The organism is Rhizobium sp. WYCCWR 11128, from assembly GCF_013416305.1.
Taxonomy (GTDB): Bacteria; Pseudomonadota; Alphaproteobacteria; order Rhizobiales; family Rhizobiaceae; genus Rhizobium; species Rhizobium indicum.
Genome location: NZ_JACCEZ010000012.1, coordinates 37,267 through 55,528, shown reverse-complemented (window position 1 = coordinate 55,528; position 18,262 = coordinate 37,267). Strand labels below are relative to the sequence as shown.

Sequence of the window (18,262 nt, the reverse complement as noted above, 5' to 3'; positions counted from 1 at the left end):
CAGGGCAGAGGGGCACACACGGCACAGCGTCAACGAAAAAGGCGCCGCCTTCGCGCCGCCCTCTGCATTTTCAACCCGAGAATTCCGAACTTACTTGGCGTTCAAAAACTCGCCAACTTCAAGCAGGCTGAACTCGTTATTGTCGGCCTTGTCGACGGCGCGGCCGGCCGAGAAGGGCAGGTTGTTGTCATTGCCGATGATGATGTGCGTGGTGTCGACGCGGTCGACGTTTTCGATCGTCACGAACGGCATGTCGTAGACGCCGTCCTTGCTGCCGGCCTTCTTCTTGTTGTCGGGGTCCTGGATGTTCAGCAGGTCGATATAGCCGATCTTGCGGACCGCCTTGCCGACATTGGCGTCGTTGAACTCGATCTTGTAGACGCGCTTCAGCACGGCCGGTGCTTCGAAGCAATCCGGCTTCGGCTGCTTCGGGTCAGCGCAGGCCTTGTCCGTCGTGCCGGCGCCGTTGTCGCGCTCGATGACGAGAGCAGTCGTGTCGTCGAGCATGTTGAAGTCGCCGATCGACACGCCCTTGTCCTCGAACGGATAGAGCCAGCTGCGGCCGGTCCACTTCTTGGAAGCGACATCGAATTCGATGACGCGGATGGCGGTGTGGCCATCGATGGTTTCCACAGTGCCGTCATCCTTGTAGATGGCGCCTTCGAGCAGGCCGTAGAGCTTGGCGCCGTCCTTCGACATGGCGAGGCCTTCGAAGCCGCCGGAGCGCTTCAGATTGAAGACCGGCATCTTCGCAGCCGGGTTGGCCGGAACCGAGAGAAGCGGATTGTCGGGCGAAAGCACCGGCTTGCCGTCGAGCGTCGTCGGGATGACGTCGGTGAGGCGGCCTGACGTGTCGAACTTCAGGATGTAGGGACCGAATTCGTCGCCGATCCAGAAGCCGTCGGCAACCGGCTGGATCGATTCGATATCGAAGTCGGCGCCGGTGAGATAACGCGTGTCAGTGCCTTCAAGCACGATCGGGAACGGGGCGATCTTGTTGGGGTCGGAGAGGAAGAGGTTCTTGACGACTTCAGCCTTGTTGCCGGCCCAGTCGAACTTCATCTGGTGCAGGAAGAGCATGGAGTCCGACGAGTTGGACTTCGAGCCGAAACCGTTGTCGGAGAGCGTCCAGAAGGTGCCGTCGGTCATCGTCTTGACGCCGGAGAAGCCCTGGATCGGCTGGCCGTCGAAAGGAAGCTTCAGGTCGGTGACGCGGGCGCCGTCCTTACCGGGGACGGTGCCGAGCGCTTCGGTACGCTTGCGGTCCGGCGTTGTAAACTTGCCGGAATGCTTGAGGAATTCGGGGGCATCGGCAGGCGCCGGAACCATGGTGTTGGCAGGCAGGATCGCCTGGCCGGCGAGCTTGGCCGGGAACTGCTGCTGGTCGGCCGAAGCGGAGCCCGCGACCAGGATCAAAAGCGATACGGAAGCAAAAAGGACGTTCTTCATAATATCCCCGTGGAACGGATTGCAAAGGCCTTCCGCTTAGCAGGGCTTCCGTGTCAGCGAATTGACGGTTGGGTGAAGCTTTGGTGACGTACTTACAGCGCCGCGGGTCTTTCTCAGACGCGCAAAGGACGCTGTAACGCTTTGAATTTACGCATCAGCCGTGCAGAATGACCGCCGGCGTGTTCAGCACGGTGACCGCGCGCGAGGAAAGCGCCATGACGCCGAGCGCCTGGCCGCGCCCCTTCACGGCATGGGTGCCGAGATCCTCGCAGGATATGTCATCGGGAAATTTCATGCGCCGGGCAAGCTCGCTGGAGATCAGAATCGATCGGTTCAGACTGCGGCAGAGCGTCTCCAGCCGGGCGGTGGTGTTCACCGTATCGCCGAAATAGCTGATCTTGTGATGGTCGACGCCGATTTCGGCGGTGATGATCTCGCCGCCGTGAAGGGCGGCGCGGAGCTTCGGCACCTGCCCGTAATTTTTCCGCCAGCCGGCGGCATTGGCTTCGATATCGGCAAGGATATCGAAGATGCAGCGCACGCAGCGCGCATTCTTGACGCCGCGGGCAAGCGGCCAGGTGATGATCGCTGCATCGCCGACATAGTCGTTGATCATGCCCTTGTGGCGCCTGACGGGCTCGGCGAAGGTCGCAAACAGCGAGCTCAGCAGCTGTTGCGCCCTGAGGTCGCCGTGCTTTTCGGCAAAAGCCGTCGAATCGACGAGGTCGATGAAGAGGAAGACGCGCTCTTCCCGGACCGGATTGCGGTAGCGGCTGATGAGCATGCTGAGGAAAACTTCACGACCAAGCAGTTCTCGCACGCGCAAGACGAAGATCAGCATCGTGCAGACTGCCAACGCATAGACGAAGACTTCGAACGGCATGATGACGAGGTCGAGGAGCGACACCGGCTTCACCATGCCGAGCGACCAGAGCAGCAGGCCGGCGCAGGCAAAGCCGATGCTCATCAGGATTTCGTAGATCAGCAGCTCGGTGATGATGAAGGCGAAGGTCGGCAGCTTCTGGATGCGCCGGTAGAGTGCTCGAAACAGCACCTTGCGCTCGAAGGCGAGGATCGGCATGCCGATGAAGAGCGCGAAGATCGCCCCGACTACCGGCGTCTGATTGGAGTAAAACATCAGATCATAGATGACGCCGCTGGCCGCAAGGACGATCGTGATCAGGATCCAATTCTGTGTCGGAGATATTTCCCGCATGCCGCCTCTGCGCCGTGATGTTTGTTCCCGCCATTGTTTCAGGCCGGAAAAAACCGTCAAGCGAATTCGAAATTACAGCGCTGTAGCACTTTGAATGGCTGCATAATCTATTCTCAAATCGATGCCGATTTAAGGCGTGATGCAGCCGCCTCAGAGGCTGACGGTTTCGACCTTCCGGTCGACGAAGCGCAGAGCGATCGCGCCCTGGATCAGTTGCAGTGCCGGCTCGCCGAAAAGATCGCGCCGCCAGCCGTGCAGGGCAGCGACTTCGGCCTTCTCGCCCTCGGCGGCGATCTTGTCGAGATCTTCGCTGTTGGCGATCACCTTCGGCGCCACGCCGTGTTTCTCCGAAATCAGCTTCAGCAGAACCTTCAACAATTCGACGGCAGCAGCGGCCCCTTCGGGCGCCTGCGCCTGGCGTGGTGCATGCGGCATATCGGCCTTCGGTAGAGCAAGCGCGGTGTTGACGGCCTCGATGACCGCGGCGCCGGAGGTTGAGCGCTCCCAACCCTTCGGAATGGTGCGCAGACGGCCGAGCGCCTCGGTATCCTTGGGCTGTTGCTGGGCGATCTCGTAGATCGCATCATCCTTCAGCACCCGCGAACGCGGCACGTTGCGGGCGCGCGCCTCGCGTTCGCGCCAGGCGGCGACATATTTCAGGATCGCCAGCTCCTGCGGTTTGCGCAGGCGCATCTTCAGCCGCTGCCAGGCATCGTCTGGATGCATGTCGTAGGTTTCGCGCGACTCGAGAATGTCCATTTCCTCGGAGAGCCAGGAGGTGCGGCCTTCGCGATCAAGTTCCGCCTTCAGCGACAGGTAGACGTCGCGCAGGTGGGTGACGTCGGCCAGCGCATAATCCAGCTGTTTGTCCGAAAGCGGCCGGCGGCTCCAGTCGGTGAAGCGCGACGACTTGTCGATATGGACGTTCTTGATGCGGCTGACCAACTGGTCATAGGAGACGCTGTCGCCAAAGCCGCAGACCATGGCGGCGACCTGCGTGTCGAAGATCGGATGCGGAATGAGATTGCCGCGATTGAAGATGATTTCGATGTCCTGGCGGGCCGCATGAAAGACCTTCAGCACCTTCGTATCGGCCATCAGCTCGAAGAAGGGGGCGAGATCGATGCCCTTGGCCAGCGGATCGACGAGAACTTCCGTCGTCGGGCTTGCCATCTGGATCAGGCAGAGCTCCGGCCAGAAGGTCGTTTCGCGCAGGAATTCGGTGTCGATGGTGATGAAGTCGGACTTGGCCAGCTCTTTGCAGGCGGCCGCCAAATCGGCGGTGGTTTCGATCATATCATTTCATTCGCAAGGAAAAGGTCGGTTAAACCTTCCTTCTCCTTTCGGTTCGATATGTCAATACAACAGCATACGCTTCGAGCATTGCTGGCTAAGAATCACGTCCAAACTGAGGCAAGGCACGATGCATGGCCGCAATCGCGGTGAAAGTGCAGGCGGCCTCAGCTGACCCTAAGATAACTTGTCATCCCCGTCTTCTGATGCTCGATGATATGGCAATGCAGCAGCCAGTCGCCGGGATTGTCGGCGACGAAGGCAAGCTGCACCTTCTCGTCCGGCTGAATCAGATAGGTATCGGAGGTGAGCGGCATCACCTCCCGCGTCGAGGAGGAGATCACCGTGAAGCTCATCCCGTGCAGATGGATCGGATGCGCATGCGGCGTGGTATTCTCCAGATTGAAGATATAGCTCTTGCCGAGCTTCAATTCCGCAAGCGGCGCCGTCGGATCGGGCGTGTCGCCCGGCCACGGCACCTTGTTGATGGCCCAGAAACTGTAGCCGAGCGTGCCGCAGATGCTTTCGACGGCGGCATTCTCGGCAGTTGCGCTCAGCACCAGGGGTATCTGCTCGGCGACGGAAAGATCGGCCTTCTGGACGGGATTGTCGATAAGCGGCCCGAGATCGCCGATGGCGCGCTTCAACGATGATCCGACCGCGCGCAGGCTGGCGATCGTCTTCGGCGTCGTGCCGCGGATATCCTCGAGCGTCGCGACCGCGCCTTCATCATCCGGCATGCGCACGGCAAGATCGAGCCGTTGGCCCGGTCCGATCTGCAGGAGGTCGAGGGGAAAACGCTTCGGCACCGGATTGCCGTCGATCGCAATCACGGTGGCCTCGGCGCCTTCCATCTTCAGCGAGAAGATCCGCGTCACATCGGTCACGGCAATGCGCAGCCGCACCAGCCCGCCGGCCGGCGCGTCATATCGCGGCTCTTGGTGCCAGTTGGCGGTGCGCACCGTGCCGTAGGTGCCGGTCTTGGCCGCGTCGCGTGGCCGGAAGGCGGCGATGAACTGCCCGTCACCGCCGAGCCGCCAGTCGCGCAGGTTCAGCACCACCTCGGCATCGAATTCCGGATCGGCCGGATCTTCGACGACGATGACGCCGGTCATCCCATGCCCCATCTGCGTCAGCGTGTTGCAATGTGGATGATACCAAAATGTGCCGGCATCGGGCGGTGTGAAGGCATAGTCGAAGCTGTCGCCGGTATAGACGTAGGGCTGCGTCATGAACGGCACGCCGTCCATGCGGTTGTCGATGCGAAGCCCGTGCCAGTGGATCGTCGTCGGCTCGTCGAGCCCGTTTTTCAGCCGCGCCGCATAGGGTCGCCCCTTCCTCATCCTGAGAATCGGCGGCATGCTGTCATGGCCCCAGCTCATGATATCCCTGGTCGGTCCCGCCTCGGTCAGCATGGCCTCGGTCTTCACCGCCGTCAGCAGCTGCGGCTCGGGAGCCGCCTCGGCAAATCCGAATTTACCGGCAATGCCGATGCCGACGCCATAGGCACCCGCCACAGCGGATGCCTTGAGAAGGTTGCGGCGGCTAAGGAGAGGCATGCGGATGCTCCACGGTGAGAATGCCGATCCTTTTAAAGTTGACCGGCATCTTCATCAATACAGGAAGCGCGGCCAAACTGCCGCAGCATACCGGTCGCAGCCTCGCCATAAACGCGTGTCAAACGCCGGGCTGCGTGCGCCAAGCCTTGACAAATCGGAGCGTCCATGCGCTTTTCCGCCCGATTTTCTTGTCGGCGCTTGAGGGTCTTGGAACCCTTGCTGCCGTCTTAAGCCACATGCCAGGATTTGAGATCATGCATCGCTATCGCAGCCACACATGCGCCGCCCTCCGCAAGTCGGATGTCGGCTCGACCGTCCGTATCTCCGGCTGGGTTCACCGCGTTCGCGACCATGGCGGCGTTCTCTTCATCGATCTTCGCGACCATTACGGCATCACCCAGGTCGTTGCCGATCCCGACAGCCCGGCCTTCAAGATGGCGGAAACCGTGCGCGGCGAATGGGTCATCCGTATTGACGGCCTCGTCAAGGCCCGTACCGAAGACACGGTCAACAAGACCATGGCGACCGGCGAAATCGAGCTCTACGCACAGGAGATCGAAGTCCTCTCCGCCGCCAAGGAATTGCCGCTGCCGGTCTTCGGCGAGCCGGACTATCCCGAAGACGTCCGCCTGAAGTATCGTTTCCTCGATCTTCGCCGCGAAACGCTGCACCGGAACATCGTCAAGCGCACCCAGGTCATCTCGGCCATGCGCCGCGAAATGAGCAATGTCGGCTTCACCGAATATACGACGCCGATCCTGACGGCCTCCTCGCCGGAAGGCGCGCGCGACTTCCTCGTGCCGTCGCGCATCCATCCCGGCACTTTCTACGCGCTGCCGCAGGCGCCGCAGCAGTACAAGCAGCTGCTGATGGTTGCCGGCTTCGACCGTTACTTCCAGATCGCGCCGTGCTTCCGCGATGAAGACCCGCGCGCCGATCGCCTGCCGGGCGAATTCTACCAGCTCGACCTCGAAATGAGCTTCGTCACCCAGGAAGACGTCTGGAACACGATGGGCCCGCTGATGACCTCGATCTTCGAGGAATTCGCCGAAGGCAAGCCGGTCACCAAGGAATGGCCGCGCATCCCCTATGACGAAGCGATTCGCAAATATGGCTCCGACAAGCCCGATCTGCGCAACCCGATCGTCATGCAGGCCGTGACCGAGCATTTTGCCGGCTCGGGCTTCAAGGTTTTCGCGGGCATGATCGCCTCCAACCCGAAGGTCGAGATCTGGGCTATTCCGGCCAAGACCGGCGGTTCAAGAGCGTTCTGCGATCGCATGAATGCCTGGGCGCAGTCGACCGGTCAGCCTGGCCTCGGCTACATCTTCTGGCGCAAGGAAGGTGACAAGCTCGAGGGCGCCGGCCCGCTTGCAAAGAACATCGGCGAGGAGCGCACCGACGCGATCCGTACCCAGCTCGGCCTCGATGACGGTGACGCCTGCTTCTTCGTTGCCGGCGATCCGGCGAAGTTCTACAAGTTTGCCGGTGAAGCCCGCACCAAGGCCGGCGAAGAGCTGAACCTTGTCGATCGCGACCGTTTCGAACTGTGCTGGATCGTCGACTTCCCGTTCTTCGAATGGAGCGAGGAAGAAAAGAAGGTCGATTTCGCCCACAACCCCTTCTCCATGCCGCAGGGCGGCCTCGATGCGCTTCAGAACCAGGATCCGCTGACCATCAAGGCGTTCCAGTATGACGCCGTCTGCAACGGCTTCGAAATCGCCTCGGGCTCGATCCGCAACCAGTCGCCGGAAACCATGGTCGCCGCCTTCGAGAAGGTCGGCCTCAGCCAGCAGGATGTCGAGGATCGTTTCGGCGGCCTCTACCGCGCCTTCCAGTACGGCGCGCCCCCGCATGGTGGCGCCGCCTTCGGCATCGACCGTATCGTCATGCTGCTCGTCGGCGCGAAGAACCTGCGCGAAATCTCGCTGTTCCCGATGAACCAGCAGGCCCAGGACCTGCTGATGGGCGCGCCGAGCCCGGCAGCGCCGACACAGCTGCGCGAACTCTCGATCCGACCGATCCCGCCGGTCAAGAAAGACTGAGATCGTCTGATCCCGAATGCAAAAGCCCGGCAAATCGCCGGGCTTTTCTGTTGGTTCGGTCGCTCACAATGCCGCGTAGATTGCTTCGCGAAGATCGACTGTGAACTTGCCCCACATGCCTTCCAGCGTCGTGTTGGTCAGCGCAACGACGGTCAGCCCGTTGACCGGATCGATGAACCAGCTATGGCCGTAGACGCCGCCCCATTTCAGCGTGCCCTCGGGGAAGGGGACGCCTGCCTCGGCCGGATTGGTGATGACTGACCAGCCGAAGCCAAAGCCGGAGCCGGGTTCGTGCTGCTGGCGCTGGCCGTCGGCCTGGTCCGTCATCATCATCCCTACGGTTTCGGTCGAGAGCAGCGGTGCGCCGCCCCTACGGATGGTTTCGAGTATGGCCAGGATATCACCCGCCGTTCCCGCCATGCCGGCGCCGCCAGAATGATAGGAGGTGGGGTCGAAGATGCGGTTCGGCGCGAAGCGGATGGGACCCATCAGCGACATCACCAGCGCAGTCTCGCCCATCAGCGCCGGTTCGGGTGAAGCGTCCATATAGGCCGCTGCCAGCCGGCTGCGGTCGCGAACCGAAAACGCGGTATCGGCAAGTCCAAGCGGTTTCGTCACCAGATCAGCGATGGCCTCGCCCAGCGGCACGCCGGTTTCCGCCTCGATGACGCCGCCCAGAACATCCATGGCAACGGAATATTGCCAGTCGCTGCCCGGCGCGAAGCGCAGTGGCGCGCTGGCGATCCGCCGCAGGTTCTCGGCCAGCGGCAGTCCCGGTTCGTCGAGGCCGTCGGAAACGCCGGCGCGGGCATAAGCATCGTCCCCTTCGAAGAAGCTGTAGCTGAGGCCGGACGTATGGGTCAGCAGGTGGCGGATGCGAATGATCGCTTCGCTGCCGTCAGGCAGCCTCGGTCGGAAGTCCGGCAGCCACCTCGTCACCGTGTCGTCCAGCCCGATTTTTCCCTGCTCGACGAGCCGCATCGCGGCGATGGTGACGATCGGCTTGGTGATGGAGGCAAGCCTGAAAATGGTGTTCTCGCGCATCGCTAGACCATATTCGCGGTCGGCAAGGCCGGCGGCGCGGCGATGGACGATCTCTCCGTCACGGGCGATAAGCACCACCGCTCCCACAAGCCGTTTGTCGTCGAGAGCACTTGTGATGGCCGCATCGACTGCAGCTGCAAGCGATGAATTCCTGTCGGCGTCTGCCATTTCAAGGGAAGACTCATCAGATTAAACCTTCTATAATCACAATGACCGTTCCTGAATATAGAAAGCCGCTTCAAATTTCTAGAGTGATCATTGTGAAAAATAGCCGAGACGTGGAAAAATCTACCGCCCGCCGCCGCGGCCGTCCGCCGGCCTTCGACCGCGAGACGGTGCTGTCGGCGGCGCGCGAGACATTCTGGGCGCATGGATACGAGGGCGCCTCGATCGCCGATCTCACCGCCGCCATGGGCATCACGCCGCAAAGCCTTTATGCCGCCTTCAACTCGAAGGCCGATCTTTACCGCGCCGCGTTGGAGCAATACCGAGGGCTGGGCTCCGATACGTTTTCCGCGCTCGGCGAGCCGATCGATACCGTCTCCGCCTTCGAGCGCATATTGCGGGGTTCGGCGGCGATTTTCTCGGCTCCAGAGCATCCGAAAGGCTGCATGATCTCGACGGCTGTGCTGAACTGCGCCAGCGAGAACGAGGTGATCGCCGATCATGTCGCAGCGATGCGCCGTCGGTCGCTGGACGCTTTCACGGCGAGGATCGAGCGTGGCATCCGCGAGGGCGACATGAAGCCAGAGACGAACCCCCGCGCGCTTGCACGGTTCCTCGGTGCCATCATCCAGGGCATGTCGGTGCAGGCGAGGGACGGCGCATCTCTAGAGGAATTGCTTGATATCGCAGTCCTCGCCATCGCCGAGGTCGCCCGTCATCGCGCCTGAAAACGAAAAGGCCCGGCAGTTCACTACTGCCGGGCCTTTCGTCGCGAGATCGAAGCGATTAGTCGTTGGCGGTAACCTTGACGCCGAGCACCTGCGGCAGCGTGTTCGGAGCGCCCATGGCGGCGCCCACGATCGTCGGGAACGGTACCGGCTTTTCAGGAGCTGCCTTGACAGTCAGGCTCTTCGGATCGTCGAGGAAGGTGTTGACGGCAGCCGAAACGGCGTTCTGCAGTTCCGGGATATTGAGCTGCGCCAGCATGATCGGCGTCATCGCCTTCAGTGAATCCGCCATCTGCTTGCCCGACATGTTCTGCTGCGAACCGGCATAATCGAGCGCGCGCTTGGTGATCGAGGCATCTTCGAAGCGCACCTGCGCGGCCTCGAAGGACAGCTGCTGCATCAGGCCGAGCATGGCAAGACCGAGCGCCTGCTGCGATTCTTCCTTGTTCGCACTGGTTTCAGATTGCTTCATCGCATCCTGCAGCGACTTCACGAAGGCCATCGTGTAGCCCGAGATCTTGAAGCCAAGGTTCAGCTTGCCGATGTTGGTGAAGTCGAAGGCGAATTCCGAAATGTCGATCGTGCCGGGGGCCAGTTCCCAGGCGCCCTTCATGGTGATGTCGCCCTGGATGTGCTGCAGGGCCAGCTTCTCGATCGCGTCCTTGCTCTGCGGATCCTCAGCCTTGCTGAGATCGGCCTTCATGCTTTTGAAGGCGCCGTCGAAATCGAAGCCGGATTCGTCTTCGCGCAGGGTCAGGTTGACGTCGCTTTCGAGCACCGAGAACAATTCCGCCCCATCCTTGACCACCTTCAGTGGGCCGGTATGGGCAGTTTCGTAGAGCATCATGGTATCGAGCGTGTCGCCGCCCGGCGTTGCCGGGATCGAGATGCCGCCGAGCGTCAGCTCCTGCGCCGTGACCGTGACGCCGTCTTTCGTGGTGTCGATATCGGGGAAGGCGGCCTCTTCGATGTAATAGCCGCCATCCTCGTCTTCTTCGACGCCGGAAAGGGTGACTTCGCCAACGGCCAGGCTTTCGCCGCCGGCAGATTTGACGCTGACATTCTTCAGCGTCGCGGTCGTGCCGTCGATATCGACGCTGTCAGCCGAAATCGTTCCGCCTTGTGCGGCATAGGCGGCATTGAGCTTCTTCAGCAGATCGGCGCCGTCGAGAGCGAAAGCCGAGCCGGCAAGCGATAAAAAGGCTGCGCTCGATAGCATCAGCCGCGTTGTCCGGTAAAAGTTCATGGGGTGATTCCTCTGGTGGCGTGGTGGCGGTTGGAAATCTGCAGTGACGCTACTACGGATTGGGCCTGCTTTATATTTGCCGACCTCTAAATTTTTGTTGAGAGGAACGGCAAACGAAGTCCAAATTGCGGCGGAGCGTTTGTCTCATCCTTTGATGTCGGTCCCAAGACTTCATCCACAGCTGCAATGGCCCCGATTCCTTGCCCGCCGGCCTCTTCTGAGCTAGTCAGAACCTATGGGACAAGAGATTTTGCCGCCTTCAGGCGGAGACGACGATCACATCCAGCCGGTCGACCTCAAGGCGGCGCTCGAGCAGCGTTACCTTGCCTATGCGTTGTCGACCATCATGCACCGCGCCCTGCCTGACGTGCGCGACGGGCTGAAGCCTGTCCATCGCCGCATCGTCTATGCGATGAACGAGATGGGGCTGAGGCCGAATACAGCCTTCAGGAAATGCGCCAAGATCGTCGGCGAAGTGATGGGTAACTACCATCCGCACGGCGACCAGTCGATCTACGATGCGCTTGCTCGTCTCGCCCAGGATTTTTCGCAGCGCTACACGCTGGTCAACGGCCAGGGCAATTTCGGCAATATCGACGGCGATAGCCCCGCCGCCATGCGTTACACCGAATCGAAGATGACGGCGGTCTCGGAACTGCTGCTCGAAGGCATCGATCAGGATGCCGTCGATTTCCGTGATACTTACGACGAATCGAATACCGAGCCGGTCGTCCTTCCCGGCGCCTTCCCGAACCTGCTCGCCAACGGCTCCTCCGGCATCGCCGTCGGCATGGCAACCTCGATCCCGTCGCACAATGCCCACGAGCTATGCGACGCCGCCCTGCATCTGATCAAACATCCCGATGCGACCGTCGAAAAGCTGGTCGAATTCATTCCCGGCCCGGATTTCCCCACCGGCGGCATCATCATCGACAACCGCGACAGCATCATCGAGAGCTACCGCACCGGGCGCGGCGGTTTCCGCGTGCGGGCGAAATGGCAGACGGAAGATCTCGGCCGCGGCGGTTACCAGATCGTCATTACCGAAATTCCCTTCCAGGTGCAGAAATCGCGGCTGATCGAGAAAATCGCCGAGCTGCTCATCGCCCGCAAGCTGCCGCTGCTGGAGGATATTCGCGACGAATCGGCCGAAGACATTCGTGTCGTGCTGGTGCCGAAGACCCGCAGCGTCGATCCGACAATCCTGATGGAATCGATGTTCAAGCTGACGGAACTCGAAAGCCGTTTCCCGCTCAACATGAACGTGCTCTCCATGGGCCGCATCCCGCGGGTCATGGCGCTGAACGAGGTGTTGAAGGAGTGGCTGGACCACCGCCGTGAAGTTCTGCAGCGCCGTTCGCGCTTCCGTCTGGCGGCGATCGACAGACGCCTCGAAATCCTCAGCGGCCTGTTGGTCGCCTACCTCAACATCGATGAGGTCATCCGCATCATCCGCGAGGAGGACGAGCCGAAGCCGGTGATGATGGCGCGCTGGGATCTCACCGACAATCAGGTCGAGGCGATCCTCAATATGCGGTTGCGCGCCTTGCGCAAGCTGGAAGAGTTCGAGATCCGCAAGGAATTCGACGAACTCACCAAGGAGAAGGGCGAGATCGAGGCGTTGCTTTCCTCCGACGACAAGCAGTGGCAGACGGTCGCCTGGGAAATCGGCGAAGTGAAGAAGAAATTTGCCAAGGCGACCGAGGTCGGCCGGCGCCGCACCCAGTTTGCCGACGCGCCCGAGACCGACGAGGAAGCAATCCAGCAGGCGATGATCGAGAAGGAACCGATCACCGTCGTCATTTCCGAAAAGGGCTGGATCCGCGCGTTGAAGGGCCATATCGCCGATACGGCGGCGCTGACCTTCAAGGAGGGCGACGGCTTGAAGATCGCCTTCCCGGCGCAGACCACGGACAAGATCCTGATCGTCACCACCGGCGGCAAGGCCTTTACGCTCGGCGGTGACAAGCTGCCGGGCGGCCGCGGTCACGGCGAGCCGCTGCGCATCATCGTCGATATGGATAACGACCAGGCGGTGCTGACCGCTTTCGTCCACGATCCCTCGCGCAAGCAGCTGATCGTCTCGACCGCCGGCAACGGCTTCGTCGTTCCCGAAGCCGAGCTGGTCGCCAATACCCGCAAGGGCAAGCAGATCATGAACGTCGGGCTGCCCGAGGAAACACAGCTGCTCGTGCCCGTCAGCGGCGACCATGTCGCCGTCGTCGGCGAAAACCGCAAACTGCTGGTCTTCCCGCTGGCGCAGGTGCCGGAAATGTCGCGCGGCAAGGGCGTGCGTCTCCAGCGTTACAAGGATGGCGGCATTTCCGACGTCCGCTGCTTCCCGATATCAGACGGCCTCATCTGGGAAGACAGCGCCGGCCGCACCTTCACGAAGAACAAGGACGAACTCGCCGAGTGGCTGGCCGATCGCGCCACTGCCGGTCGCACCGTGCCGAAGGGCTTCCCGCGCAGCGGCAAATTCGCCGGCTAAAGCATAACAGCGTCCCGCGTCCTTTCAGACGCGCAAAGACGCTGTAACACTTTGAATTGCTGGATAATTTATCCTTCAATCGATTCTGTTTGAAGGAATTATCCAGTAAATTCCGCGCCCGACTCTTGGCGGGCGCGACAACTCCTCTATCTCTTCCCTGTTACCAAAAATATGAACAGGCCGGCTCCGAGGCGGACGGAATGGCCGCGGCCCGTGTGCTTGGGGAAAGTGCGCGCGCCCTTAACGGAGGAAAATCGATGCCCGCCAGCACCATCAAACTGCATGTCAGCCACACCTATAGGGTGCCGCCCGCTGCCGTGTACGACGCCTGGCTCAACCCCGAAATCGCCCGCCGCTTCCTGTTTGCGACCGATGACGGTCATGTCATTCGCGCCGAAATCGATCCGCATGTCGGCGGCCGTTTCTTCGTCGTCGACCGCCGCCCGACCGGCGACGCTTTTCATCAGGGCGTCTTCCTGGAACTGAAGCGCCCGCAACGTATGGTCTTCAGTTTCTCCGTCGAGGAGCACGATCACAATTGCGACCGCGTCGAGATCAACATCGAGCCTCTCGGCGGCGGCAGCCGTCTGACGCTGACCCATGAAATGTGCGCCGAATGGGCCGAACACGAGGAAAAGACCCGGCAAGGCTGGGCGCATGTGGTCGAAGGTCTTGGCAGGGAATTGGAGCAGCAGCAGTTCAAGGCTACGGGCTGAGGGGTATGCTGAAATCCCGCAGGAAGCGGGTTGCACCTTCTTCGTCGATCTCGCCGGCGGCTACGTCTAGTACAAATGCAATGACCTGCGCGTTGTCGGCATTGATGACGTAGCGGTTGATGTAGAGAAAGGTAAACGCCGCGAGATAGCCGGTACGCTTGTTTTCATCCACGAATGGGTGGTTTCTGACAATGGCATAGAGAGAGGCTGCGGCGAGTACGAAGATGTCTGTCTCGCCGTATGCAGCCTTGTTAAGCGGGCATGCCAAGCTGGTTTCCAATGCATTGGCATCCCGCAGGCCAGCCAGACCGCCATGCTCGGCAATTTGCTCATCGTGCATATTTTCAATTGCTTGGCGGCTTAGCCACTTAAGCCGTATCATTTCGCGAGTTCGCGGAGCGCCACCCGATATTTTTCCATGCCGATGCGGGCTGCCCGCATTTGCTCGGCAAGATCGGCCGATTCCGGTACAAGCTGAATATTACCCTCGATCTCTCGCAGTTCCAGGCTGTCGCCGCTGCTCAGGCCCAACCGCTGCAGCACCTCTTTAGGGATGATTACACCCTCGGAATTTCCGATCTTGCGGATTGTGACGTTCATCGTTTTGTCCTCTGTGGTAACGGAGTTATAACATGAGGTCGAGCAGGCGACAATGTCCTAGCCTGCCATTTGAACGATGCTTTTCCTCCGCACGATCCAGACGGAATGGGCTGCGATCGCCGCCACCAGGATGCCGCCGCCGACCAGCGTCATCGGCGCCGGTGTTTCCGCAAAGATCAGCCAGACCCAGATCGGTGCGAGCACGGTTTCGAGCAGGTAGAACATGCCCACCTCCGGCGCGGAGAGGTAACGCGGCCCGGTCGCCAGGCACCAGAAGGCAAGTGGCATCATCACCGCGCCGTTGAAGAGGATCCAGGCCGGATGCTCGATCGAAAAACCGCCTGCCGGCATGACCGAGATCAGGCCGACCGCCGCCGGCAGCACCGTCGAAAGCAGCGAGACGAAGCCCATCTCCCGGCGAGAGGCGCGGCTGATGGTGATGGCGGCGGCAATGATGAAGGCGGTAAGCAGCGCCATGGTATCGCCGAAGAGATGGCCGCCCGAAAGCCCGTCCCGGACGATCAGGCCGACGCCGAAGATCATCGCCGCCATGGCGATCAGCGTTGCCAGCGCCGGCCGCTCCTTGAGGAAAATCCAGGAAAGAAGCGCGGCGAACATCGGATTGAAGGCGACGATAAAAACGACATTGGCTGTCGACGTGTTGAAAACGGCGAGAAGGAAGACCACCGTGGTCAGGCCGTAAAGCAGACCGGTGACGAGGCCAGGCCAGCCCGGCACGAGCACTGGCCATCGCCCCTTGGCGATCCTGAGCGCCGTTGCCACCAGCAGCGTCACGCCAAGGGTCGCGATGCTTCTCGCGGCAAGGATCGACCAAAGCTCGCCGTCAGCGAGCCTCATCAGGGGGATATCCACGGAAAGCGCCAGCCCGCCGATCGCCGTCAGCAGCAGGCCCTTCCGATGGTCGGAAAGTGCGGTGGGGAACATTCAGTCGTGGGTGCTCTCGGGCATGGACGAGGGATCGAAGCGTTCCCAGCCGCGCGGGGTCAGATGCTCCTGCGGCTGGAAGCGCGTCTTGTAGTCCATTTTCCGCGACCCTTGAACCCAGTAGCCGAGGTAGACATGCGGCAGTCCCAGAGCTTTCGTGCGTCTGACATGATCGAGAATCATGAAGGTGCCGAGCGAACGCCGTTCAAGCGCCGGATTGAAATAGGAATAGACCATCGACAACCCGTCGCTCATCGTGTCGGTGAGCGCGGCGGCGAGCAGCTCGCCCTTCGGACGCTGCTCCAGTCCTGAGCCTTCCTCACGCCGGCGGTATTCGATGATTCTCGTATTCACATGCGTGTCTTCCACCATGATGGCATAGTCGAGCACGGTCATGTCGGACATACCGCCCTGCTGGTGGCGAAAATCGAGATAGCGTCGGAACAGCGAATATTGCTCGCTGGAAGGCTGGGCTGCGAATTCGGTGGCGATGACGTCGGAATTCTCGGCAAGCACCCGCTTCATCGACTTCGTCGGCTCGAATTCCTGGGCGAGAATTCGCACGGAAACGCAGGCGCGACAGGATTCGCAGGCCGGGCGATAAGCGATGTTCTGCGAGCGGCGGAAACCGCCCTGCGTCAGGATGTCGTTCATCTCGGCGGCGCGCGGGCCGACCAGATGGGTGAACACCTTTCGCTCCATCTCATGCGGCAGGTACGGACACGCAGCCGGAGCCGTCAGATAAAACTGCGGTGATGGCGTCGTCTGCGTATTCATTTGTCGCGGAAATTTCCTTGTCGAGACCGTGCCGTTTCCTGACAGCATGACCTAAGAATAAAAAACGTCAACAGCGGGGCGCTTTTCGCCCTTCATATCAGTCTTCTAATTTTAGATATGGAGCGCTGGCGCCCGCCGGCAAAGAGAAGGCGGAGACTTTATTTCGTCTCCGCCCAGGATCGCAGTTAGGATTTCAGCCAAGGTCTCAGCCAAAGTCTCAGGCCGTGCGCACCGTCGCCGTGCCGACCAGCAGGTCGTGAACGAGACGGCTGCGTTCGATAAACAGGCCGGCAAGCAGAATGAGCGGCGTCAGCACCGAGTTGAGGATCCAGAACAGTGCCAGATGCACGATCGCTGTCATGAAATCCATCGGCCGTCCATCGACGCGCACGATTGCGATCCCCATGGCGCGCATGCCGAGCGAGGCCTGGCTCGGCCCGCCCACCGTCAGGCCGAAGTAAATGCCGGCGACGATGACGAAGAGGGCAGGGTAGAGAAAGAAGCCAAGCCCCAGCGTAACGATCGACAGGAAGAACAGCACGATCGCCGCGGGAATGCAGAGCAGCGCCACGATGACGTAATCGAGGATGAAGGCGAAGACCCGGCGGCTCAACACGCCGCTATAGGCGCGCCAGTCCTCCGGTGCGGCATAAAGCGGATTGGGGTTGTAGCTCATCTCAATCTCCTCAGGAAAAGCGATGCCGCTGATATGGTATCCGCAGGGCAAAATGCAATAATCTGCCCCAGATGCGGGTGGTTTTAGGCAGGATCGGCCTAAAGCCACCCGCATCTAAATCAAAGAAATGGAGCATGATGTCGTCCGAAAACCGCGGACACTTTTCGGCATCATGCACTACAGCGCCGCGCGTCTTTTGAGATGCGCAAAGGACGCTGTAGCACTTTGAATCGCTGCATAATTTTATCCTTAAATCGATTCCGATTTAAGGAATTATGCAGTCACCGCTTTGCGAGAATTTTCGCCACTTCGACCGCAAAATAGGTGAGGACACCGTCGCATCCCGCCCGCTTGAACGACAGCAGCGTTTCGAGCATCGCCCGTTCGCCATCGATCCAGCCATTCATCGCCGCCGCCTTGATCTGCGTATATTCGCCGGACACCTGGTAGGCGAAGGTCGGCAGGCCAAAGGCCTCCTTCATCCGCCAGCAGATATCGAGATAGGGCAGCCCGGGCTTGACCATCAGCATGTCGGCGCCTTCCTCGACGTCGAGGGCCGCGTCGCGGATTGCTTCGGTGCCGTTGGCGGGGTCGATATAATAGGTCTTCTTGTCGCCTTTCAGCAGCCCGCCCGTCGAGATCGCCTCGCGATAGGGACCGTAGAAGGCGGAGGCGAATTTCGTCGCATAGCTCATGATGCCGACGCTCTGGTGGCCGGCCGCATCGAGCGCCATGCGGATCGCGCCGATGCGTCCATCCATCATCTCAGACGGCGCGATGATATCGGCGCCGGCATCTGCCTGCATCACGGCGGCGCGCGCCACCTGGTCGACCGTCTCGTCATTGACGATCTCGCCGCCTCTGAGAATGCCGTCATGGCCGTGGCTGGTGAAGGGATCGAGCGCGACATCGGTAATGATACCGATATTAGGCACCGCCTTCTTGATCGCCGCCGTCGCCTGATTGATCAGGTTGTTGGCTTCGAGGCTGTTGGAGCCGGTCTCGTCGCGCAGCTCCATCTCGATATTCGGAAAGGTGGCAAGGGCCGGAATGCCGAGGCCGGCCGCTTCCCGCGCGGCTTCGACGGCCTTGTCTATGCTCATCCGGTTGACGCCCGGCATGGCCGGGATCGGATCGATGATGCCGGAACCTGGCACGATGAAGATCGGCCAGATCAGGTCGTCGACCGTCAGCCGGTTCTCCTGCACCAGCCGGCGTGTCCAATCCGCCTTGCGGTTGCGCCGCATGCGGCGATGGCCGGTGATCTCGTCGACGAGATGAGTCCTGTCCTGCATGATATCTGTCCCTGGCC

Annotated in this window: 16 protein-coding genes; 4 read left to right on the top strand and 12 right to left on the bottom strand. The window is 60.9% G+C overall.

Features of this window, described 5'->3' with window-relative positions; genetic code table 11:
• Positions 1 to 90: 90 nt before the first annotated feature.
• From HX898_RS27715 to HX898_RS27700, 4 genes are all read right to left on the bottom strand, one after another.
• Positions 91 to 1,449: an esterase-like activity of phytase family protein gene (locus HX898_RS27715; RefSeq protein ID WP_180196355.1), complete on the bottom strand. Its 1,359-nt coding sequence runs from the start codon at positions 1,447 to 1,449 to the stop codon at positions 91 to 93.
• A 154-nt stretch (positions 1,450 to 1,603) separates the two neighbouring features.
• Positions 1,604 to 2,665 (bottom strand): adenylate/guanylate cyclase domain-containing protein, encoded by a 1,062-nt coding sequence (locus HX898_RS27710; protein WP_062940726.1) that lies wholly within the window; start codon positions 2,663 to 2,665, stop codon positions 1,604 to 1,606.
• Positions 2,666 to 2,815: 150 nt separating this feature from the next.
• Positions 2,816 to 3,961 carry a ribonuclease D gene (gene rnd / locus HX898_RS27705; protein WP_003558275.1) on the bottom strand — a complete coding sequence of 382 codons (1,146 nt, stop codon included), beginning with the start codon at positions 3,959 to 3,961 and terminating at the stop codon, positions 2,816 to 2,818.
• 164 nt (positions 3,962 to 4,125) lie between these two features.
• Positions 4,126 to 5,517, bottom strand: a complete 1,392-nt coding sequence (locus tag HX898_RS27700) for a multicopper oxidase family protein (protein WP_180196354.1) — start codon at positions 5,515 to 5,517, stop codon at positions 4,126 to 4,128.
• Positions 5,518 to 5,771: 254 nt separating this feature from the next.
• Here HX898_RS27700 and aspS point away from each other — a divergent pair, with 254 nt between their 5' ends.
• Entirely contained in the window at positions 5,772 to 7,562 is a 1,791-nt protein-coding gene (gene aspS / locus HX898_RS27695) for an aspartate--tRNA ligase (protein ID WP_138328328.1), read from the top strand.
• A 63-nt stretch (positions 7,563 to 7,625) separates the two neighbouring features.
• On the opposite strand, the gene HX898_RS27690 is transcribed toward aspS, so the two are convergent.
• Positions 7,626 to 8,774, bottom strand: coding sequence for a serine hydrolase domain-containing protein (locus HX898_RS27690; RefSeq protein WP_180196353.1), 1,149 nt, complete (start codon positions 8,772 to 8,774; stop codon positions 7,626 to 7,628).
• An 83-nt stretch (positions 8,775 to 8,857) separates the two neighbouring features.
• Here HX898_RS27690 and HX898_RS27685 point away from each other — a divergent pair, with 83 nt between their 5' ends.
• A complete protein-coding gene (locus HX898_RS27685; protein ID WP_138328326.1) occupies positions 8,858 to 9,499 on the top strand; it encodes a TetR/AcrR family transcriptional regulator in 642 nt (213 codons plus the stop codon).
• A 58-nt stretch (positions 9,500 to 9,557) separates the two neighbouring features.
• On the opposite strand, the gene HX898_RS27680 is transcribed toward HX898_RS27685, so the two are convergent.
• On the bottom strand, positions 9,558 to 10,745 hold the full coding sequence (locus HX898_RS27680; protein WP_138328325.1) for a DUF945 domain-containing protein: 1,188 nt from the start codon (positions 10,743 to 10,745) through the stop codon (positions 9,558 to 9,560).
• 235 nt (positions 10,746 to 10,980) lie between these two features.
• On the opposite strand from HX898_RS27680, the gene parC reads away from it, so the two are divergent.
• Together parC and HX898_RS27670 are read left to right on the top strand one after the other, a co-directional pair.
• Positions 10,981 to 13,236, top strand: a complete 2,256-nt coding sequence (gene parC, locus HX898_RS27675) for a DNA topoisomerase IV subunit A (RefSeq protein WP_180196352.1) — start codon at positions 10,981 to 10,983, stop codon at positions 13,234 to 13,236.
• A 257-nt stretch (positions 13,237 to 13,493) separates the two neighbouring features.
• Positions 13,494 to 13,952: an SRPBCC domain-containing protein gene (locus HX898_RS27670; RefSeq protein ID WP_138328323.1), complete on the top strand. Its 459-nt coding sequence runs from the start codon at positions 13,494 to 13,496 to the stop codon at positions 13,950 to 13,952.
• Here the strand turns inward: HX898_RS27670 and HX898_RS27665 are convergent.
• From HX898_RS27665 to hemB, 6 genes are all read right to left on the bottom strand, one after another.
• Entirely contained in the window at positions 13,942 to 14,334 is a 393-nt protein-coding gene (locus tag HX898_RS27665) for a type II toxin-antitoxin system death-on-curing family toxin (protein ID WP_138328322.1), read from the bottom strand. The two genes, HX898_RS27670 and HX898_RS27665, sit on opposite strands and share 11 nt — an antisense overlap.
• Complete coding sequence (locus tag HX898_RS27660; RefSeq protein ID WP_018070513.1) at positions 14,331 to 14,552, bottom strand: AbrB/MazE/SpoVT family DNA-binding domain-containing protein; 222 nt, start codon at positions 14,550 to 14,552, stop codon at positions 14,331 to 14,333. Before HX898_RS27660 ends, HX898_RS27665 begins: the two co-directional genes overlap by 4 nt.
• 57 nt (positions 14,553 to 14,609) lie before the next feature.
• A complete protein-coding gene (locus HX898_RS27655; RefSeq protein ID WP_138328321.1) occupies positions 14,610 to 15,497 on the bottom strand; it encodes a DMT family transporter in 888 nt (295 codons plus the stop codon).
• Entirely contained in the window at positions 15,498 to 16,274 is a 777-nt protein-coding gene (locus HX898_RS27650) for an arginyltransferase (protein ID WP_003558295.1), read from the bottom strand. It lies immediately after the preceding gene.
• Positions 16,275 to 16,491: 217 nt separating this feature from the next.
• Complete coding sequence (locus tag HX898_RS27645) at positions 16,492 to 16,950, bottom strand: RDD family protein (protein ID WP_003547150.1); 459 nt, start codon at positions 16,948 to 16,950, stop codon at positions 16,492 to 16,494.
• Between the two features lie 281 nt (positions 16,951 to 17,231).
• Complete coding sequence (gene hemB, locus HX898_RS27640) at positions 17,232 to 18,245, bottom strand: porphobilinogen synthase (RefSeq protein ID WP_138328319.1); 1,014 nt, start codon at positions 18,243 to 18,245, stop codon at positions 17,232 to 17,234.
• Positions 18,246 to 18,262: the final 17 nt, after the last annotated feature.